24 protein-coding genes are annotated in these 19,283 nt (G+C 49.6%); 15 read left to right on the forward strand and 9 right to left on the reverse strand.

Features of this window, described 5'->3' with window-relative positions:
* The first annotated feature begins 90 nt into the window (after positions 1 to 90).
* Complete coding sequence (locus ACYVH9_RS21430) at positions 91 to 789, forward strand: NUDIX hydrolase (protein WP_460638446.1); 699 nt, start codon at positions 91 to 93, stop codon at positions 787 to 789.
* Between the two features lie 81 nt (positions 790 to 870).
* Here ACYVH9_RS21430 and coaD read toward each other — a convergent pair whose 3' ends face one another.
* The 5 genes from coaD to ACYVH9_RS21455 form a co-directional block, all read right to left on the reverse strand.
* Positions 871 to 1,326: a pantetheine-phosphate adenylyltransferase gene (coaD, locus tag ACYVH9_RS21435; protein ID WP_460638447.1), complete on the reverse strand. Its 456-nt coding sequence runs from the start codon at positions 1,324 to 1,326 to the stop codon at positions 871 to 873.
* Positions 1,327 to 1,371: 45 nt separating this feature from the next.
* Positions 1,372 to 2,244, reverse strand: a complete 873-nt coding sequence (locus tag ACYVH9_RS21440) for a DUF3822 family protein (protein WP_460638448.1) — start codon at positions 2,242 to 2,244, stop codon at positions 1,372 to 1,374.
* Positions 2,245 to 2,357: 113 nt separating this feature from the next.
* Complete coding sequence (locus ACYVH9_RS21445; protein WP_460638449.1) at positions 2,358 to 2,846, reverse strand: NUDIX domain-containing protein; 489 nt, start codon at positions 2,844 to 2,846, stop codon at positions 2,358 to 2,360.
* 97 nt (positions 2,847 to 2,943) lie between these two features.
* Complete coding sequence (locus ACYVH9_RS21450; protein ID WP_460638450.1) at positions 2,944 to 3,381, reverse strand: CBS domain-containing protein; 438 nt, start codon at positions 3,379 to 3,381, stop codon at positions 2,944 to 2,946.
* 161 nt (positions 3,382 to 3,542) lie between these two features.
* The gene (locus ACYVH9_RS21455) at positions 3,543 to 4,118 is read right to left on the reverse strand and encodes a sugar O-acetyltransferase (protein WP_460638451.1); all 576 of its coding nucleotides are present in this window, start codon (positions 4,116 to 4,118) and stop codon (positions 3,543 to 3,545) included.
* Positions 4,119 to 4,328: 210 nt separating this feature from the next.
* On the opposite strand from ACYVH9_RS21455, the gene ACYVH9_RS21460 reads away from it, so the two are divergent.
* The 4 genes from ACYVH9_RS21460 to ACYVH9_RS21475 are packed head-to-tail and all read left to right on the forward strand — an operon-like array spanning position 4,329 to position 6,772.
* A complete protein-coding gene (locus ACYVH9_RS21460) occupies positions 4,329 to 4,721 on the forward strand; it encodes a hypothetical protein (RefSeq protein WP_460638452.1) in 393 nt (130 codons plus the stop codon).
* A 41-nt stretch (positions 4,722 to 4,762) separates the two neighbouring features.
* A complete protein-coding gene (locus ACYVH9_RS21465; RefSeq protein WP_460638453.1) occupies positions 4,763 to 6,184 on the forward strand; it encodes an ATP-dependent DNA helicase in 1,422 nt (473 codons plus the stop codon).
* Between the two features lie 8 nt (positions 6,185 to 6,192).
* Complete coding sequence (locus tag ACYVH9_RS21470; RefSeq protein WP_460638454.1) at positions 6,193 to 6,486, forward strand: hypothetical protein; 294 nt, start codon at positions 6,193 to 6,195, stop codon at positions 6,484 to 6,486.
* Positions 6,487 to 6,508: 22 nt separating this feature from the next.
* Positions 6,509 to 6,772 carry a hypothetical protein gene (locus tag ACYVH9_RS21475; RefSeq protein ID WP_460638455.1) on the forward strand — a complete coding sequence of 88 codons (264 nt, stop codon included), beginning with the start codon at positions 6,509 to 6,511 and terminating at the stop codon, positions 6,770 to 6,772.
* A 138-nt stretch (positions 6,773 to 6,910) separates the two neighbouring features.
* Here ACYVH9_RS21475 and ald read toward each other — a convergent pair whose 3' ends face one another.
* Complete coding sequence (gene ald / locus ACYVH9_RS21480) at positions 6,911 to 8,050, reverse strand: alanine dehydrogenase (protein ID WP_460638456.1); 1,140 nt, start codon at positions 8,048 to 8,050, stop codon at positions 6,911 to 6,913.
* A gap of 174 nt (positions 8,051 to 8,224) precedes the next feature.
* Between ald and ACYVH9_RS21485 the strand changes: the two genes are divergently transcribed.
* Entirely contained in the window at positions 8,225 to 8,683 is a 459-nt protein-coding gene (locus tag ACYVH9_RS21485; protein WP_460638457.1) for an Lrp/AsnC family transcriptional regulator, read from the forward strand.
* Positions 8,684 to 8,762: 79 nt separating this feature from the next.
* Here the strand turns inward: ACYVH9_RS21485 and ACYVH9_RS21490 are convergent, their stop codons facing one another.
* Both ACYVH9_RS21490 and ACYVH9_RS21495 read right to left on the reverse strand, forming a co-directional pair.
* Positions 8,763 to 9,299 carry a ferritin gene (locus ACYVH9_RS21490; protein ID WP_460638458.1) on the reverse strand — a complete coding sequence of 179 codons (537 nt, stop codon included), beginning with the start codon at positions 9,297 to 9,299 and terminating at the stop codon, positions 8,763 to 8,765.
* A gap of 181 nt (positions 9,300 to 9,480) precedes the next feature.
* Positions 9,481 to 9,834, reverse strand: coding sequence for a hypothetical protein (locus tag ACYVH9_RS21495; RefSeq protein WP_460638459.1), 354 nt, complete (start codon positions 9,832 to 9,834; stop codon positions 9,481 to 9,483).
* A gap of 264 nt (positions 9,835 to 10,098) precedes the next feature.
* Here ACYVH9_RS21495 and ACYVH9_RS21500 point away from each other — a divergent pair, with 264 nt between their 5' ends.
* The 6 genes from ACYVH9_RS21500 (at position 10,099) to lepB (ending at position 15,711) form a co-directional block, all read left to right on the forward strand.
* Positions 10,099 to 11,121 carry an SPASM domain-containing protein gene (locus ACYVH9_RS21500; RefSeq protein ID WP_460638460.1) on the forward strand — a complete coding sequence of 341 codons (1,023 nt, stop codon included), beginning with the start codon at positions 10,099 to 10,101 and terminating at the stop codon, positions 11,119 to 11,121.
* Between the two features lie 171 nt (positions 11,122 to 11,292).
* Positions 11,293 to 12,081 carry a ParA family protein gene (locus tag ACYVH9_RS21505; protein WP_460638461.1) on the forward strand — a complete coding sequence of 263 codons (789 nt, stop codon included), beginning with the start codon at positions 11,293 to 11,295 and terminating at the stop codon, positions 12,079 to 12,081.
* Positions 12,082 to 12,121: 40 nt separating this feature from the next.
* Complete coding sequence (locus ACYVH9_RS21510; RefSeq protein WP_460638462.1) at positions 12,122 to 13,039, forward strand: ParB/RepB/Spo0J family partition protein; 918 nt, start codon at positions 12,122 to 12,124, stop codon at positions 13,037 to 13,039.
* Between the two features lie 75 nt (positions 13,040 to 13,114).
* Positions 13,115 to 13,798, forward strand: coding sequence for a DUF5683 domain-containing protein (locus tag ACYVH9_RS21515; protein WP_460638463.1), 684 nt, complete (start codon positions 13,115 to 13,117; stop codon positions 13,796 to 13,798).
* Between the two features lie 14 nt (positions 13,799 to 13,812).
* The gene (gene dapB / locus ACYVH9_RS21520; RefSeq protein WP_460638464.1) at positions 13,813 to 14,541 is read left to right on the forward strand and encodes a 4-hydroxy-tetrahydrodipicolinate reductase; all 729 of its coding nucleotides are present in this window, start codon (positions 13,813 to 13,815) and stop codon (positions 14,539 to 14,541) included.
* A 33-nt stretch (positions 14,542 to 14,574) separates the two neighbouring features.
* The gene (gene lepB / locus ACYVH9_RS21525; protein ID WP_460638465.1) at positions 14,575 to 15,711 is read left to right on the forward strand and encodes a signal peptidase I; all 1,137 of its coding nucleotides are present in this window, start codon (positions 14,575 to 14,577) and stop codon (positions 15,709 to 15,711) included.
* Between the two features lie 58 nt (positions 15,712 to 15,769).
* On the opposite strand, the gene ung is transcribed toward lepB, so the two are convergent.
* Entirely contained in the window at positions 15,770 to 16,435 is a 666-nt protein-coding gene (gene ung, locus ACYVH9_RS21530; protein ID WP_460638466.1) for a uracil-DNA glycosylase, read from the reverse strand.
* Positions 16,436 to 16,605: 170 nt separating this feature from the next.
* Between ung and apaG the strand changes: the two genes are divergently transcribed.
* The 3 genes from apaG to ACYVH9_RS21545 all read left to right on the forward strand — a co-directional run bounded on the left by apaG (position 16,606) and on the right by ACYVH9_RS21545 (position 19,256).
* On the forward strand, positions 16,606 to 16,992 hold the full coding sequence (gene apaG, locus ACYVH9_RS21535) for a Co2+/Mg2+ efflux protein ApaG (RefSeq protein ID WP_460638467.1): 387 nt from the start codon (positions 16,606 to 16,608) through the stop codon (positions 16,990 to 16,992).
* Positions 16,993 to 17,033: 41 nt separating this feature from the next.
* A complete protein-coding gene (locus tag ACYVH9_RS21540) occupies positions 17,034 to 17,807 on the forward strand; it encodes an O-methyltransferase (protein ID WP_460638468.1) in 774 nt (257 codons plus the stop codon).
* A 63-nt stretch (positions 17,808 to 17,870) separates the two neighbouring features.
* The gene (locus ACYVH9_RS21545; protein WP_460638469.1) at positions 17,871 to 19,256 is read left to right on the forward strand and encodes a monooxygenase; all 1,386 of its coding nucleotides are present in this window, start codon (positions 17,871 to 17,873) and stop codon (positions 19,254 to 19,256) included.
* Positions 19,257 to 19,283: the final 27 nt, after the last annotated feature.

The raw sequence follows: 19,283 nt of genomic DNA on the forward strand, positions 1-19,283 counted from the left end.
CTCTTCAAAGATGAATGGTTTTCTAAATTTGTTTTGTAATTCACGGGAACCGTTACGTCGACGATTCGACGGATTTGTTTAACTACTTGCATGACCATTTTTATTGACGACCGGCCTATTCATCTGAAAGGCGCCAACAAAGCGGCCCAATTACAGGATGCTACCTTGGCGAGCCATATTGATTACGACCGGATTATTGACGCGCGGCTCGAAGGGTTGAAGCTGGCCATGCTGAAAGGGCATCTGCTGGTGCTGAATGCCACTACCATTACGGTCGAAAAACTGGTCAATCTGCTCAACAATTACAAGGTGAGCGAATTAAATTCCGTGACGCTGGTTGCCGTCGAAAAAAAGGCCGTTGAAGAAAAGTTCAAGAGCCTGTTTCGGATTGTGAAAGCTGCGGGTGGCGTCGTGTTCAAAGGTGAAAAAATGCTGTTGATTTACCGTCGCGGGAAGTGGGATTTGCCCAAAGGGAAGCTTGACGACGGGGAATCGTCGCGGGGGGCGGCTGTGCGCGAGGTGGAAGAGGAAACCGGGGTTGTGGCCACACTGGGCGACCGCATCTGTACTACCTGGCACACCTATACGCTGAACGGAAACCGTATTCTGAAAAAGACAAAGTGGTACCGGATGAGCTGCGTAAATGATAGCAAAATGGTGCCCCAGGCCGACGAAGATATCGAACAACTCGAGTGGATGGATTCGAAAAAAACCGCCCTGGCCCTTACCAACTCGTTCAGTTCCATACGGTATGTAATCGATGCCGTTGCTGAGAAAGTAAGCGAATAATTGAAGGATGAATTATAAACGATGGAGTAGGCGTGGTGGTCGACGGACCTCGCTCTAGCCTCCGTCATTTATAATTCATCATTATTTTAACTTGTAGGGAAGAAACTCGTCAATGTTTTTGGCGTATTTGTGAAGCTCCCGAATGATGCTCGAGCTAATGGGGGCGAGATGCGGAGAGGTGATCAGAAAAACCGTTTCCACATCTTCGTATACGTAGCGGTTGACCTGCGAAATGCTGTTTTCGTACTCAAAATCCGTCGTGTTACGAAGGCCACGCAACAGAAACCGGGCCTCCAGATCGCGGGCCACGTTGGCCGTCAGGTCATCGTAGGTGACCACCCGGACGGACGGCTGACTGGCGAACGTTTGTTCAATCAGGTTCGCCATAACATCCAACGGGAAATACCGTTGTTTGTTGGCGTTACGTCCAATGCCAATTATAACCTCGTCGAATAGCTTCAGGCCCCGTAAAACAATATCTTCATGTCCTTTCGTAAAGGGATCGAAGGAGCCTGGGAAGAGCGCAATTCGTTTCATAGAAATCGGTCAGGTGGGAGCAAGAGTAGGGTTTAATGACCTTTATCAGTCGATCAGCGAATTGCCAAATAAACTAAAATAGCGGTGTTCGGGCACGTCATCGAAAGCCGCTGTCAGTTGCAGGGCGGGCGGAGTCGGGCCAAAACGGAGGTTGGGAAGAAACTGTTCCAGCGCCGAATAAATCTCGGCGAAGGGTGTAATTTCTCCAAACAGAACCACTTGTAATTCCTTCGGCTGCGTTTTCAGCTCGTTGATGACGTAAAGAATATAATACACCAGATCGGTGGCATTTTTGTAGGAAAACCGGTTGCAGAACTGGAACTGACCACCTTTTCGGAAAATCACGGTAACGGATTCGTCTTCGAAGTTCAGCGACAGTTTCTGCGAAGAATCCAAAACAGAGTCGGTCAATGATGTGGCCTGAATCAACGTGCTTGATTGGTGTACCAGCGTAATCTGTTGCAGCGGATAGGTGGCTGCCAGCCAGTCGGTTAGCGAATTGTCGACGTTGAAAACGGAGTGAAAATCTTCTTTTTTATGCGCGTATGCCAGGGCATGTTCGGAAAGCGAGAGCGGATTGCCGCGCATTAGTTGCAGGTATTGCGTAGCGTATTCTTTCCGAAACAGGCTGCTTGGAATGAGCGTAAACGAAGATGAATTAACCGACACCTGAATTTTTTTCCAATACGTTGATTGAAGCAACGGATGATTTTGGTAAATCGTCCGGAGCGACGGCAACAGGGGGTTCTCGGTCAGTAACGTGGGAAACGTATAGTCTTCCAGCCAAAAACAACGGCGTTGCTCGGGGTCAATTACACAAAATCGAAAACGTTCATGGCTCATCTCCAGGCAAAGCTGGTAAGATTCTGTCATGGAAACATCAAATGATTCATCCCGAATGGCGACGGTTGGGGTCACAGCGGCTAGGGTCTCGATACGCACAACAACTAACTATTGAATTATTCAGTGGGGAAATAAGGCGTTTACTGCATCCTGAAACTAAAAGTACGAAAATACGGGAAAGCCTGCTCTTATTGTTTCAAATATCCTTTTAAATGGAAAACGTCGTCCATCGACTGGCAGAGCCGAAACAGCCGATGCACTTCGTCGGGAGGATACGCTTTGATTTCGTCGAACGTCATCAGGCGCACTTCGGTGATGATCTGCTGGTCGGCGCTCATCTCGGGGTCGAAACCCTGATGGAGCTGCCCACCGACAATCTGAACGTCAAAAAATAATTCCATTGCGTGCAGGGGAGGCTGCATGAATTCATTAACGAACTGCATTTCCCCCACTTCGATGGCCAGGCCGGTTTCTTCCTGAAACTCCCGAATCAGGGCTTCGTAGGCAGTTTCGCCGAATTGGGGGCCCCCGCCAGGCGGACACCAGAAGGTATCGGTCGGACCGATGCCCCGGTGCCGAACCATGAGTAGTTTGTTATCAATCAGGCATAAACCGCAGACCCGCAGCCGCAGACGATTGCCGTACAGCCGCATTACTTCTTCGCGTGCAATATCCAACGTAATTGAGAATTGTTTTTGGCAGCGCAAAGGTAGCAATTAATGGATAATGAAGAATGAACAATGAATGGGGCGCACTCATTGTTCATCGGGGTGTTTAGTAAGGACTGCCGGAAATGTAACTTTCCAGCGAATCGATGTGTACTTTCTGGGCGTTGATAATGGCCGAAACTACGTCATTAATGGAGATGATCCCAACCAGTTCACCATTGTCGACCACGGGCAGGTGGCGAATGTGTTTGTCCGACATGAGAATCATGGCGTCTTCCAGCAACTGATCACTGCTGATGGTAATGAGGTTGGCCGTCATGACCTCCCGAATCAGGGTGTCTTTCGAAGCCCTGCCTTGCAGAATTCCTTTCCGGGCGTAATCACGTTCTGAAAAAATCCCGGTCAGTTTACCGTCATCCATGACCAGAACCGCACCGATATTTTTAACCGACATCGTTTCCAGTGCTTCGTACACCGTAGATCCGGAGGTAACGGCGTAGATGGTGTTGATGGTTTTGCCTTGCAAAATCTGACGAATGTTCATGGTATCGAGGGGTTTGTTTGAACGTATTCATTCAAAATAGGCAATGTGTATGACAAAAGCAATGTAATATTGAATTTGACATCAGGATTGTGTGGTATTTCTTTGAAAAATCAAACATTTATTCTCGAAACGATGACGAGCCCTGGTAGGCAGTAGCGGGTTTACCGGGTTTGTTCATCGGCTGTCAAATGCCGAATAACCCGACAGGGATTACCGGCGGCAAAAACATCCGCGGGAATGTCCCGGGTAACGACGCTGCCCGCTCCGATGATGGTTCGGTCGCCAATGCTGACGCCCGGGCAAATGATGGCGCTGCCGCCAACCCAGACGTCTTCCCCAATTACAATGGGTTTGGCCGATTCGAGGCCGGATGCCCGAACTTTCCAGTCTGTTGGGTGAGTAGCTGTATAAATCTGGACATTGGGGCCAAAGAGTGTCCGGCTGCCAATCGTTACCGTGGTGACATCGAGCACAATGCAGTTAAAATTGAAAAATACTTTTTCGCCCGTCACGATGTTGCTGCCGTAATCGCAGTAAAACGGCGGTTGCAACCAAAGACCGGCTCCGGCCTGGGGAATCAGCTCCTGCAGAATACGCATCCGCTCGTCCGGCTGGTCTTCGCGTGACGCGTTCAGTTCCTGGATGAGCAGACGGGTCCGGGTTCGTTCCTGCGTCAACTGGGGATCAAGGGCGTCGTAGAGCTCGCCAGCGAGCATTTTTTCCTTTTCGGTTTTCATATAAAGGGAATGGTTTTAAACGTCAACGCCGAAGAGGCAGGCCTTGTTTGAGGAGACCAGACTGTCAACAGCGGTCTGGTTTCGTGGAAAAACAGTGGAAAACGAAATTTATCCGGTTTTCTGGTGCGGGAGAAGTTTACTACTTTCGGAAACATTTTTACGGTATTGCAAGTAGTCTGTAACACCGATTCCACCCATTTCAGTAAGTGTATGAAGCCCATTTCCTGCTCCTGTCTCGCTAATTGGCTGACCAGCCTGTTTCTTATCGGAACGCTGCTGGGCGCTTGCCACCGGCCACCGGTTCGCACCGAAAAAAACGAGACGAATGTGTTGATCGGTGCCTGGGAAAAAGTCAGCCCGGTGGAGTGTAGCAAGGGCTATCCGGATATGATTGAGTTTGGCCAGGACGGTATTTACCAATCGCAATCCGAAGCAACAGCGGTCGTGATGGCCTGGGATGCGGGCACCTACGAAGTTGATCGACAGATTGTGAAAATTGCCAACGCGCAGGAAATTTCGAAATCCTATCGGTTTGTAATCAAGAATGAAATTGTTACGTTTGAAGACGATCAGGGTTGTAAATTTCCCTATCGCCGGATGTAAAGCGGGTTGAAAAAAACGGGCGATTTACCGATATTCGTACAATGAATGAAACTCTTACGCCCGCTCAATTGCTGGCGAAACGCTTCCCTTTTAAGCCAACGTCTGGCCAGCAGGACTTCTTCGAGCGGATGAATGTGTTCGTGAGTCGTTCGGAGCACGAACACTACCGGGATTGTTTTCTGCTGAAAGGATACGCCGGAACCGGAAAAACCACCCTGATCAGTACGCTGATCAAAGTACTGCCCAAATTTGGGTTTAAATCGGTTTTGCTGGCGCCTACGGGCCGGGCCGCCAAGGTGATGGCAAACTATTCGAAACGCATGGCCCAAACCATTCATCGAAAGATTTACCGTCAGATCGCCGACGCCAATTCCGGGAACCTGGTGTTTCAGCGGCAGAAAAACTACCACGAAGACACGGTTTTCATTGTCGATGAGGCCTCAATGATCAGCGATGATGCCGAAATCGGAATGAACGGTTTGCTCGCGGATCTGGTCGATTTTGTATTTGAAAACGCGGGAAATCGCCTGATTCTGGTGGGCGATGTAGCCCAGTTGCCGCCCGTGGGCAAAGACATTAGTCCGGCGCTGGACAAAGGCTATCTGGAACGACAGTTTGATATGGTGGTGGTTGAACAGGAGTTGCTGGAGGTGATGCGGCAGGACGAGCGTTCCGGTATTTTGCTGAATGCCACCAATTTGCGGGGAGTTTTGAACGAGCGCAATCCGCAAATAAGCCTGGACGTGCGTAAATACCGTGATATCTACAAGATGACCGGCGACCGGCTGGAAGACGGTATTCGGTATTGTTACGACAAATACGGCCGCGAAAATACCATCATAATTACCCGTTCGAATAAGATGGCGGTGCAATACAATCAGTACATTCGCCGGGCCATCAACCAATGTGAGGAGGAACTCGACACGGGCGACATGCTGATGATTGTCAAGAACAATTATTCGGTGCTGGATGACGATTCGCCCGCGGGTTTTTTGGCCAACGGTGATTTTGTGGAGGTCCTGAAAATCCGCAAGCGCGAAGAGATGCACGGCCTGAAGTTTGCCACGGTGACGATGCGGCTGGTCGATCTGGAAGAGCAGCCGGAATTTGAAAGCAAGATTATTCTTGATACGCTGTATTCTCCGCAGCCATCGCTGGGGCGCGACGAAAACCGTCAGCTCTACGAAAATGTGCAGAAGGATTACTTCTACATCAAAACGAAAAAAGAACGTTCGGAAGCCATTCGGCGTGATCCGTACCTCAATGCGCTGCAGGTGAAGTTTGCCTACGCCCTGACCTGTCATAAGGCGCAGGGGGGGCAATGGCCCGCGGTTTTTGTAGATCAGGGCTATTTGCCCGATGGTCAGGTGAACCAGGATTTTGTTCGGTGGTTGTATACCGCCATTACAAGGGCCACCGACGAAGCTTTTCTGATGAATTTCATGCCACAGTTTTTTCAGTAACCCATTTCATGAAACTGACTGATTTTACCGCCACGCTCAACGACGCCAAGCCACCCCAGGGCTTATCGCCGGTGGCCGAAGCGCTTTGGTACGATGCCAACGGAAACTGGGAGCACGCTCACAACATTGCGCAAAGCCGCGAAGGAACTCGGGATTATGACCGGCTGCATGCCTATTTACACCGCAAGGAAGGCGACGAGTGGAATGCCGGTTACTGGTACCGGCGGGCGGGTGCATCGGTTTTTTCCGGCACACTGGAGGAGGAGTGGAAGGTGCTGGCGGAAACATTTTTACAGCAGTGAACGAAGCCCGGCCCCTTGTTCCATGAACGTTTCGAAACTTTTTGACCTGATCACCCCCTTTGTGCTGCTTGCTCTGATGGGCGGTATGATGATTCTGCACGGCCTGACCAATCTGAAAGAAGAAAACATTGTTCTGAATTTTTTCTTTGGAGTTCCACTGCTCATTTTCCCGCTCGTCTTTCACTACCTGATTCGCCAGGTTTTAAACCGCAACGTGCTGCACGTGTGGTTACTGGAGTCTTTTCTGGTGGCCAGCCTGGGTTTTTTGTTTTTTTACGTCTGGTGATCGAAGGGCTACCAAAGAAAAAGACGCGGTTCATACTGACCGCGTCTTTGTTACCTTTTATTCCTAAACCCTTTAAAAAAAATGTTGATGAAGTTACAAAATGATGTTGTTGATGAAGTGTAAGGTACTCAAATTAGGTTACGCGTTGATTTCTTCTTCTTCCTGCCGCAGCAGTTCATCTACGTTTTTTAGGGGCAATCCGAAGGTATCGGCTACTCCTTTATAAACCACCTGGCCATTGACCACATTCAGTCCTTTTTTCAATTCTTCGCTGTCGAGGCAGGCTTTTTGCCAGCCCTTGTTGGCCAACTGAAGCGCGTACGGAAGTGTTGCGTTCGTCAGCGCGACAGTTGAAGTATACGGAACCGCGCCCGGCATGTTGGCTACGCAGTAATGCACTACGTTGTCGATAACATACGTCGGATTCTCGTGCGTGGTGGGGGTACAGGTTTCGATGCAACCACCCTGATCGACAGCTACGTCGACCAAAACCGTACCGGCCCGCATTAATTTCAGCATGTCGCGTGTCACGAGGTGAGGTGCTTTGGCTCCCGGGATCAGGACGGCACCGATAATCAGGTCCGAATACCGCACGGCTTCCCGGATATTATATTCGTTCGACATCAGGGTGTCTACGTTTTCGGGCATGATATCCGATAAATACCGGAGCCGGGGCAGGCTGACGTCCATGATGGTAACGTGTGCGCCCAGACCAGCCGCCATTTTGGCGGCTTGGGTGCCAACAATTCCACCCCCCAGAATCAGGACGTGTGCGGGCTTAACACCCGGAACGCCACCGAGCAGAATACCACGTCCTTTTTGCGGTTTTCCCAGGTATTTTGCTCCTTCCTGAACTGCCATTCGGCCCGCTACTTCCGACATGGGAATAAGCAGGGGCAGGCTGTGATCCGCTTTTTCAACGGTTTCGTAGGCCAGACAAACCGCCTTGCGACTGATCATCGCCTGGGTCAGTTCTTCCGAAGAGGCAAAGTGGAAATACGTGAACAGCAACTGGTCATCTTTGATCAGTTCGTATTCCGACGCAATGGGCTCTTTTACCTTGATAATCATCTCGGCAATGCCGTATACCTCCTCAATGGTGGGCAACATGATGGCTCCCGCTTCAATGTATTCTTCGTCCTCAAAACCGCTCCCCACGCCAGCATTCACCTGTACATAAACCGTATGCCCCTGCTTGCGAAATTCGGAAACTCCGGCGGGAGTCAGTGCAACGCGGTTTTCATTGTTTTTGATTTCTTTTGGAACACCGATGACCATTTTGCTGTGTGATTGTGGTTGGTTGAAAAGACTGGTACAAAGGTACCGAGTGCCAAACTTATTTCTAATTCATTAACTGATTTTGGGAAATACTGTTTAGATTCCGTAATATGGAAGGAAAAAATTTGGCAATGTGCTTTTGCTGTGGCATTGTAAAGAAAAAATTCCGTTCTGATGATCGTAGACAAAATAGACCGGCAAATTCTGGCCCTTTTGCAAGAGAATGCGCAACTCACCATCCAGGAAATCGGGCAGCGTATTAATCTTTCCAAATCACCCATTCATGAACGAATCAAACGGCTGGAACGGGACGGGATCATCGAGCGGTATGTGACCTTACTGAACAAAAAAAAACTAGGAAACCTGCTGGTGGTGTTTTGCCACGTAACGCTTGATAAACAAACGCGCGAAACCTTTATCGTGTTTGATCAGACCATCGCGCAATTGCCGGAAGTGATGGAATGCAATCGGGTATCGGGAACGTTCGATTACCTGCTGAAAATTGTGGTTCACGATATGGAAACTTATAACCGGTTTTACCAGGAACAGCTTTCGGTTATTCCGGGGATTCTGAACATCAGCAGTTTTTTTGTGATGTCGGAGGTGAAGAATACCACCGTGATTCCGGTATGAGGTTCAAAAACAAAAACCCGGACGGTTTTCCGTCCGGGTTCGATTGTATAGTTATAGTGAGTAGGGAATCCCGGAATTATTATTCGGCACCGCCACCATCGTAGGTGATTTTCGGGATGGCTTTGTCGATCATGTACCGACCAACGCCTTCTTCGCCGATGACGTCGAACAGTTCGATGGCCCGGCGGGCAACGTATTCTTCCTCGATTTGTTCCTTCACAAACCATTGCATGAACTGGTCCGTCGCAAAATCGTTCAGCTGGCGGGCCGTTCCGACAATCCGGTTGATCGAGTTACTAACGGCAATTTCCTGTTGCAGCGCCAGTTCGAAGATATCCCGGAAGCCGTTGAATTCCTGCGGAACGTTCGTAATGTCGGGAGAAATCGCGTGGCCGCCCATGTCGGAAACGTACTGGAAAATCTTCAGCATGTGGTTCCGCTCTTCGTTCGACTGTTTGTAGAAGTAGCCAGCGCTGAAATCAAAACCGTTGCGGTCGCACCACGCAGCCATTGCCAGGTAGATGGCAGACGAGTGGGCTTCCATTTTTATTTGTTCGTTGAGAATTCCCTCAATCTCTTCTTTCAGGGAGGTTCTCATTCTAACCAAGTCTTTCATCGGTATAATCAGTTTTTAGTTCTTGTTCGTGTGGGCAGTTAATTGCCGTTTCTGTTACAAGAATACTGATTTCGACCGAAAAAAGTTTTTCCGGTATAAAATTTGGAAACAGTCTAATTGCAGTGTTTCTGCTTGATAGAAAGCGAATTGAATAAAAAGCCGGAAGCTGAAACCGTTGGAATTAATAAACTACGGCGCTGTAAATCCGTTCGTTTAGCAGCGTATTCAGGTCCAGCGCAAAGCGGGTTCCGGCCAGCAGGTCGCGCAGGGCAATGAGGTCACAAAGGTTCAGGACAAATAGATGATCTGTGCGGGGAGCGTCGATCACTTCTACGTCGTAGGCATCGTCCGTATTGAAAATCATTGTATGAATATCCACCGAATCGACCCGCTTCTTAAACGTCAAAAAATCGGAAATCCGCAACGAAACACGTGTTTCGCCGAACTGAATAATAATCCGATTGGTTGTATCGCATTGGTAGGTAACACCTTTGGAGCTGGCAAATAATTCGGTTAGTTGAAGGGTATTCGACACGGATGACACAATTTACAGAAAGGATGAAATACGAATCGCTATGCGTTAGACTTCGTAAAATTACAACCTGGATGAAGACATGTCAAGATTAATTTGAAACTATTCTAAATAAATTTATTTGTATTGCGAAGCACTTAGGCAGCAGGTTGGTTAAAATCGCACGCTCCACCGAATCAGGACGGTTTTTAGACAATTTTCGGGGTGGTGATTGCAAAAACCGCATATGCTTGAGTTACTTTTGTTCCATTCACTTGATAGATCCACATGAATCGTAATATTTCCGACGGACTGAATTTTTTATCAAAAGTTACCCCCAAGCGGGCCTGGAATGCGCTGAAAGTATTGTCGAGTTATTACGAATCGAAGTGGACCGGGAAAGCCGTTCACCGGGGTTCGCCCATTGCAATTTCGTTCGAACCCACCACCTCCTGCAACCTGCGTTGCCCCGAATGCCCCAGTGGGTTGCGGTCGTTTACGCGTCCAACCGGGATGTTGCCCGCCGATCTGTTCAAACGCACCATTGACGAACTGGCGGGCACCCTGCTGTATCTGACCTTTTATTTCCAGGGAGAACCGTACCTGCATCCGGACTTTTTAACGCTGGTTGGTTACGCGTCTAAGAAAGGTATTTACACCGGAACCTCCACGAATGCCCATTACCTGACGGATGCCAACGCGAAAAAAACCGTGGAATCGGGCCTGGATCGGTTGATCATTTCCATCGATGGAACGACGCAGGAGGTGTACCAGCAGTACCGGGTAGGAGGGAAACTACACAAGGTGCTGGAAGGAACGAAGAACATTATCAAATGGAAAAAAGAATTGAAGTCGAAGACACCGCATGTGATCTTTCAGTTTCTGGTGGTTAAGCCGAACGAGCACCAGATTGCAGAGGTGTACAAAATTGCGGACGAACTGGGTGTGGACGAAGTGGCGTTGAAAACCGCCCAGATTTACGATTTCGAACATGGCTCTGACCTGATGCCAACCATCGACAAATACTCCCGTTACGAGAAAACCGCGGGTGGAACCTACGCCATTAAAAATGCGCTGGATGGTCATTGCTGGAAAATGTGGCACTCGTGCGTTATTACCTGGGATGGGCTGGTGGTGCCCTGCTGCTTCGACAAAGATGCCGATTACCGACTCGGAGATTTAAAAGAGCAGACGTTCGAAAAATTATGGTCGAGCGAACCCTACCAGCAATTTCGGCAAACCCTGATTCACTCTCGCTCCGGAATTGAAATGTGTAAAAACTGCACCGAAGGTACGCAGGTCTGGGCCTGAGTTAGTTATGAATGAGGAATGAGGAACGAGGAATGGACGGATGAATTCTTTTCCTCGTTCCTCGTTCCTCATTCCTCATTCAGTCTGTGGAACATTTAAAAAAAAACCGTGGAACGTTACTTGTTTTAGAATAACCATCTCCTGATATTTGGGGCTGTAACGAACAAACCCATGGGTAAAGTTATTGCTATTGCCAACCAAAAGGGGGGCGTCGGAAAAACCACCACTACGATCAATCTGGCGGCCAGTCTGGCGGCACTCGAATTCCGAACATTGATTGTTGACGCCGACCCGCAAGCCAACTCCACGTCGGGTCTTGGTTATAATCCGAAAGAGATTGAGAACAGCATCTACGAGTGCATGATCGAGGACATCCGGACGCGGGATGCCATCATTCAAACCGATTTTCCGAACCTGGACCTGCTGCCGTCGCACATCGATCTGGTGGGGGCCGAAATTGAGATGATCAATCTCAAAAACCGGGAAGAAAAGATGAAGGAGGCCCTGTACGATGTCAAGGATGAGTATGACTTCGTGATCATCGACTGTTCTCCGTCACTGGGTTTGATTACAATCAACAGCCTGACGGCGGCCGATTCCGTCATTATTCCGGTGCAGTGCGAATATTTCGCTTTGGAAGGTCTCGGTAAGTTGCTCAATACTGTCAAGATCATTCAGTCGCGGCTGAATACCTCGCTGGCCATTGAAGGCATTCTGCTGACCATGTACGACCTGCGGGTTCGGCTCTCGAACCAGGTCGTGGGGGAAGTAACCGCTCACTTTCAGCAGATGGTTTTCAACACCATTATTCCCCGAAACATCCGTCTGAGTGAGTCGCCGAGCTTTGGATTACCGGTTCTGGCGCAGGATGCCGACAGCAAGGGCGCTATCAGCTATCTGAATCTCGCCCGTGAAATTCTGGCTAAAAATGGCCGGTTACCGCAGGATCAGACCGTATAGTATGCAGACCGTTAGAATGACACCAAGAAATTAGTCCGTCATGGATAATACGAACGCAAAAAGTAATCCGAAAAAAATGATAGGTCTGGGCAGGGGATTAGGAGCCTTATTGCACGACAGCGAACAGGTAAATCGACCGAGTAAGCCGTCGCCGTATGAGTCGATCTCCACGATGACGGAAATTAACGTTCACCACATTGAAACCAACCCTTTTCAGCCCCGGACCCGGTTTGACGAAGAAGCGCTGATGGAGTTGGCGGAGTCAATTCGTGTGCAGGGAATCATTCAGCCCATCACGGTTCGGCAACTGGGGCGTGATCAATACCAGCTGATTGCCGGCGAACGGCGGTTGCAGGCATCGAAACTGATCGGTCTGACACACGTACCGGCTTTTGTCCGGCAGGCCAACGATCAGCAGATGCTGGAAATGGCGTTGATCGAGAACATTCAGCGTGAAAACCTGAACTCCATCGAGATTGCCCTCAGCTACCAGCGGCTCATTACCGAATGTAGTCTGAAGCAGGAAGAACTGGGTGCGCGCGTAGGAAAAAACCGGACCACCGTTAATAATTACATCCGACTGCTGAAATTACCGCCGGTGATTCAGGCGGCTTTGCGCGATACCAAAATATCCATGGGCCACGCTCGGGCTATTATTAATGTCGACAACCCGGATATTCAGATCACCCTATTCAATAAACTGATTGAAGAAGATTGGTCTGTCCGCCGGGTAGAAGAGGCCGTCAGAAGCCTATCGACCGCGCCGGAGAGTGAGCCTGCCCGGCGTTCAACCCCGTTCAAACAGGAAATCCGGGGGCTGCAATTCAAGCTGTCGTCCATGTTTGGAACGAAAGTGTCGATCAAGGCCGATGACAAGCACAAAGGTGAAATCAAAATCCCGTTTACGTCGCAGGACGAGATGAACCGGATTCTGGAAGTCCTGAATTACAAGGCTTAAAAAATGTTAATTTCCCGGCTTTTCGTTCATTTACAGATTTCTGTTCGTTTTCTAGACGAAGCAATGGACAGGAAAATGAACGAATCAAACCGGGTAATTGATCGAATGGGGTTTCGAAGATACGTCTGGATAGGGCTGATGGTGTTGCTGAGCGGAGTGGCCTTTGGGCAGAATCCGGCCCCAACTGTTCCGGACTCGGTACTTATCCAGCCGTTGCCCGCTTCATTGGATTCCCTAAACGTTCTGGCGGCCGATACCGTTGAACTGACGCCCCAACAGAACGCCCGGATTCGCAAGATCATACCCAAAAAGTCGACGGTGCTGTCGGCGGTTTTGCCTGGCCTGGGCCAGATTCATAACGGCCACTGGTGGAAAGTCCCCATTATATATGCCGGTTTTGGAACCCTGGGCTATTTTGCCAACTATTACAGCAAGGAGTATCGAACCTACCGTCGGTACGGTATTCTGGCTTACAATGATCCGTCGAAAGAAACCGAAGTGGAGGGAATTTCCCGGAAAGTCGGCGTCGCTCAGTTGGAACGGGCCGCCCGTGCCTACGCCCGGTATCGAGACTATAATTTTCTGGGAATGGCCTTACTCTGGGGCGTCAATGTGATTGAAGCAAACGTAACGGCCCACCTGAAGACATTTGATATTTCGGAGGATCTGACCCTGAATGTAAAGCCCAGCATCCTGATGCCCGCAACGGGTATGCTCCCGGTGCCGGGCGTGCGGGTGGCTTTTCACTTTAAGAAGTAAAAACATCGATTGGAATGAAAATACTCTTACTCGGCTACGGCAAGATGGGCAAAACCATCGAACAGATTGCGTTGGATCGGGGACACGAAATTGCGGGCCGGATTGATCTCAACAACCGGGCTGATCTGGACGCTCTCGGCTCAGAGGATGTGGATGTAGCCATTGAATTTAGCTCACCGGAAGCCGCCGTTGGCAATATAAAGGACTGTCTGAAAAGGGGATGGCCCGTAGTGTGCGGTACGACCGGCTGGCTGGCTCACCAGACCGAAATCGAGGAGCTGTGCACCCAGCATCAGGGCGCGTTTTTTTATGCCTCCAATTACAGCATTGGCGTCAATCTGTTTTTTCGGCTGAATAAAATGCTGGCCCGGTTTATGAAGGGATATCCTTCCTACCATGTCTCGATGACCGAGATCCACCACACGGAAAAGAAAGACGCCCCGAGTGGTACGGCCATTACCCTGGCCGAAGGCATTATTGAACAGAATCCACTGAAAAAGCGTTGGGTGAACGATGCTGAGGATCAGGAAGATGCGCTAGCTATTGAGTCATTGCGGGAGGGTGTAGTACCAGGAACGCACATTGTTCGGTATGAATCGGAAGTGGATACCATCGAAATCAAGCACGCGGCCCACAGCCGCCAGGGGTTTGCCCTGGGAGCGGTGGTGGCCGGGGAGTGGCTGGTGGGAAAACAGGGTGTGTTTGGGATGGAAGATTTGTTGGGCGAAACCGTCGCCGGCTAAATAAAGTTGGACATTGTTCATTAATTTTTTAGTATGTCACTAGTTAAAAACCAGGAGTCGACTACCCAGAGAACCCCGAAGAAAAAATCACCTGCCCGGGAGTGGGTTGACTCCATTGTATTTGCGGTTGTAGCCGCTACGCTGATTCGCTGGCTGTTCATGGAAGCCTTCACGATTCCGACCCCTTCTATGGAAAAAAGCCTTTTAGTGGGTGATTTTCTGTTTGTAAGCAAACTTCATTACGGTACCCGAACGCCCAAAACGCCTTTACAGGTACCCCTGACTCACCAGAAAATATGGGGCACCGAGATTCCATCGTACCTCGATTGGATTCAGTTGCCACAATACCGTTTGCCCGGTTTTTCTTCCGTCAAGCAGGGTGATGTCGTGGTGTTCAATTACCCGCCCGAAGACTACCCCACCGATTTGAAAACCAATTACATCAAGCGTTGCATTGGTACGCCGGGCACTACGGTTGAGATTCGGGATCGCAAGGTGTTTGTGGATGGAAAAGAATTTGCCGACCCGGTTAAATCCGAAACGGAATACTTTCTGAAAACCAATTCAGTCATCAGTGCCAAAGTATTCAAACGGTACGACATAACCGATTACGAGCAAACGACCGAAACTTACAATGATACCATTGCTGCCAACGATGCATCGGGCTACCGGATTCATACTACCCCGGAAACAGCTGCGCTGCTGAAACAGCAGGACTTTGTGCAGGGCCTGGAGGTGTTGAATACCCCCAAAGGGTCGGTTAATCCGTTTCAACCGGTGTATCCACAGTCTTCCCTGTTTCCCTGGAACGTGGATAATTACGGACCGATTACAGTTCCGAAAGAAGGAGTAACAATCCAGCTGGACGAGAAGAATATCGCGCTCTACGGGCCGGTGATTCAAAAATACGAAGACAACGACAAGGTAGAGCTGGCTGAAAACTCGATTAAAATTGACGGGAAGGCCATCACCTCCTATACGTTCAAGCAGGATTACTACTTCATGATGGGCGATAACCGCCATAACTCGGCCGACTCGCGGTATTGGGGGTTTGTGCCATCCGACCACATCGTAGGCAAAGCGGTTTTTATCTGGATGTCCATCGATCCCAACCCGGAAAGCATTTTACATAAAATTCGCTGGAGCCGTTTGTTCCGGATCATTGAGTAAAAAGCGCCACAAAAAAGGGAAAATGACAGTGGTCGTTTTCCCTTTTTTGTGGCGCTACTCACCACTCTATTTCCTTCAACCCCTTACTTCTGAGGTAGTCATTCGTTTGGCTGAAGTGTTTGTTGCCAAACCAGCCGCCCCACTGAGCAGCCATAGGAGAAGGGTGTTTGGCTTTCAAAACAAGATGTTTCTGGGCGTCGATCACCGCTCCTTTTTTCTGGGCGTATGCACCCCACAACAGAAAAACCAAGTTTTCTTTTTCGTTGGAAAGGTGCTGAATCACCGCATCGGTAAACGTTTCCCATCCTTTGTTCTGGTGTGAACCCGCCTGGTTGGCCCGAACGGTTAGTGTTGCATTCAGGAGCAGGACACCCTGGACGGCCCAGCGTTCCAGATTCCCGGATTGGGGAATTGGAGTACCCAAGTCGTCCTTAATTTCTTTGAAAATGTTGATCAGTGAAGGCGGTTTGGTAATCCCGTCGTTGACCGAAAACGAAAGCCCGTTGGCCTGCCCTTCTCCGTGGTAAGGGTCTTGCCCCAGAATAACCACCTTGGTTTGGTCAAACGGACATTTGTCGAAAGCGTTGAAAATCAATTTGCCCGGCGGGTAGCAACGATGGGTGGTGTATTCCGTCCGGACAAATTCGGTTAATTGGGTGAAATAGGATTTTTCAAATTCATCGTGCAGCCGTTGCTGCCAGGAGGGTTCAATAACAACCTTCATAGGAATCGTGTGCTCTGTTTGAAGAGACGGGAACGGATAAAGTCGCAACAATTCATTTACTGTCCCGGCAAAAGTAGATGAATCTTAAAATAATTGTTGTTCCATGTTGGATTTATAAACTCTTAAATTTTATTTTCGTTTAAAGGTTGTTCAACAAAGAGGTCATCAACATGATATCGGCAGTTACCGACGGCGTCAAGGTCAGTGTCATGGCCGAATACCAACCCGAGTATTCTAGTCCACTGCAGGCGCATTTTGTCTTTACCTATCGGATTGCAATTACCAACGAAAGCAACGCCACCATTCAGTTGCTGCGTCGTCACTGGATCATTTATGATGCATACGGTTCGGCGCGAGAAGTGGAAGGAGAGGGGGTGGTTGGGCAGCAACCCGTACTGGAGCCGGGCGAAACCCACGAATACGTGTCGGGGTGTAACCTACGCTCAAGCCTGGGCAAAATGGGCGGTACCTACCTCATGGAGCGTGTTGTAGACGGAAAACAGTTTCGGGTTAATATCCCCGAATTTACAATGGTGGTTCCCTACCGGTTGAATTAATTATAGTCTGTAAACGCTCCGCCGTAGCGGTTTTTGGTTTCTTGATTCGTGCTTATCTAAAATTCCTCCTGAAGGCCCGCGACGCACATGCGCTGCATTCGCCTTTTGTGTTTGATCTTTACACCAAACTCATCCGTGCCGACAATCCGCACGAACCCGCATTTGAGTCCATCCGGGCGTTGCAGCTCGATTTGCTGAAGGATAATCGCAAGATTCAGATCACCGACTTTGGGGCTGGGTCGCGGATCAACGCGTCGCGCGAGCGGGCAATCAAAGACATTGCAAAAAATTCGCAAAAACCGGCTCGTTTCGGGCGATTGCTGTTCCGGCTGATCAAACGGTTTCAGTACCGGACAATCATCGATCTGGGAACGTCGCTGGGCATTACAACCTTGTACGAAGCCGTGGCAGCGCCGGGGGCCCAGATTCTGACGTTTGAAGGATGCCCGCAAACCGCAGCGGTGGCGGAGCGTAACTTCCGGAAGCAGAATCGCCAGAATATCGAAATCATAACTGGTAATCTCGATGAAACACTGACGGAACGATTAAAGACGGTTCCGGGCGTTGATTTTGTTTTCTTCGATGCCAATCACCGGTACGAACCCACCGTACGGTATTTTGAGACCTGCCTGGCGAAAGCCCATCATGATTCCTGTTTTATTTTTGACGATATTCACTGGTCCGACGAAATGGAACAGGCCTGGGAGAAAATCAAAGCCCATCCGTCCGTTACGGTTTCCATTGATCTTTTTTACGTTGGACTGGTATTTTTTCGGCAGCAGCAGCCCAAACAGGATTTTATCTTACGGTTTTAGGCGTTTGCAGCAGGGTATCTGAACGGGTCAGTAATACGGTTTCGTCACCTGAAAAGCTATTGTATGAAGAACAAATGTTATCTTTTTCAATGGAGTGTGCTGGGGGCACTGGGGCTGGGATTACTGGCTTCGGCTTGCCAGAAAAACGCTGGTAAGCCCGATGAAGAACCGGAGCCCACGCCGGTGGTAAGCAGCAGCTTTGATCTGCTACAGCGCCGGATTCTGACACCTACCTGCGCAACCTCCGGCTGCCACGCGTCGGAATCGGACCCTACGTTTGGGCAGCACCGCCTGGTATTAGCCGCCGGACAGTCCTACAAAAACCTGGTTGGGGTTGCACCGACCAACAGCACGGCCAAAGCGAACGGTTTGCTGCGCGCAAAGCCGTTTAATGCCCAGGAAAGTCTGTTGTATCATAAACTCAACGCTGCCGCGGGGCACCACAGCGGAGCGGACTACGGAAATCCGATGCCGTTGGGAAAAGACCTGCTGACAGTGGGGCAGATCGAATTCGTCCGGCGGTGGATTGAAGCCGGGGCTCCGCAGACCGGTAGTATGGTGGACTCCACCCTGCTCGACGATAAAACGCCCAGTGTTGTACCGGATGCGTTTGAAGCCCTGAAAGCCCCGGCGGCTGGCGAAGGGTTTCAGGTAAAGCTGGAACCATTTTCCATCAAGCCTTCTTTTGAACGGGAGTTGTTTGTCCGTAAACCTATTGGAAACACGCAGGATGTTTATGTCAGCCGGTTTGAGGTGAAAATGCGGGCCAATAGCCACCATTTTGCCCTGTATAATTTTCGTGTAAATCAAAATCTGCCCACTTTAAACGAAATTCGGGATTTGCGAAATCCCGATAATACCTACAACCTGCAAACGGCGCTGTCCATGCAAAACCACGTTTATTTCATTGGTGTGCAGTCGCCCTATGTCGATTACGCTTTCCCGGAAGGCACCGCCTTGCTCGTTCCGGCCAACACCACCATGGACCTAAACTCGCATTACGTCAATAAATCGGCGAGTGCCATGACGGGTGAGGTCAACGTCAATTTGTATACCGTCGACAAGTCGAAAGTGAAAACCGTGGTGAAAACCATGGACTTCGTCAATACCAACCTGGATATTCCGGCCAAAAAACGAGTGGTCATCACCAAAGAGTTTCCGATGTCAAAACCGGTGAAAGTGCTGGTATTAACGTCCCACACGCACAAGCTGGGGGAAAAATTTGTGGTGCGGGTGAAAGGCGGAGTGCACGACGGCGAAGTGATTTACACCTCCACGAACTGGGAGCACCCTGAAATAAAAACCTTTACCACGCCGGTTCAACTGGCCAAAGGCGATGCGCTCGTTTCTGAAATTACCTACAATAACACAACCGATAAGAATGTGAATTTCGGGTTGAGCAGCGAAGATGAAATGGGGATCATTTTTGGCTATTACCTGGAAAACTAATCGGGTTTATAACAAAAAAGCCGTTCG

The organism is Larkinella harenae, assembly GCF_054780515.1.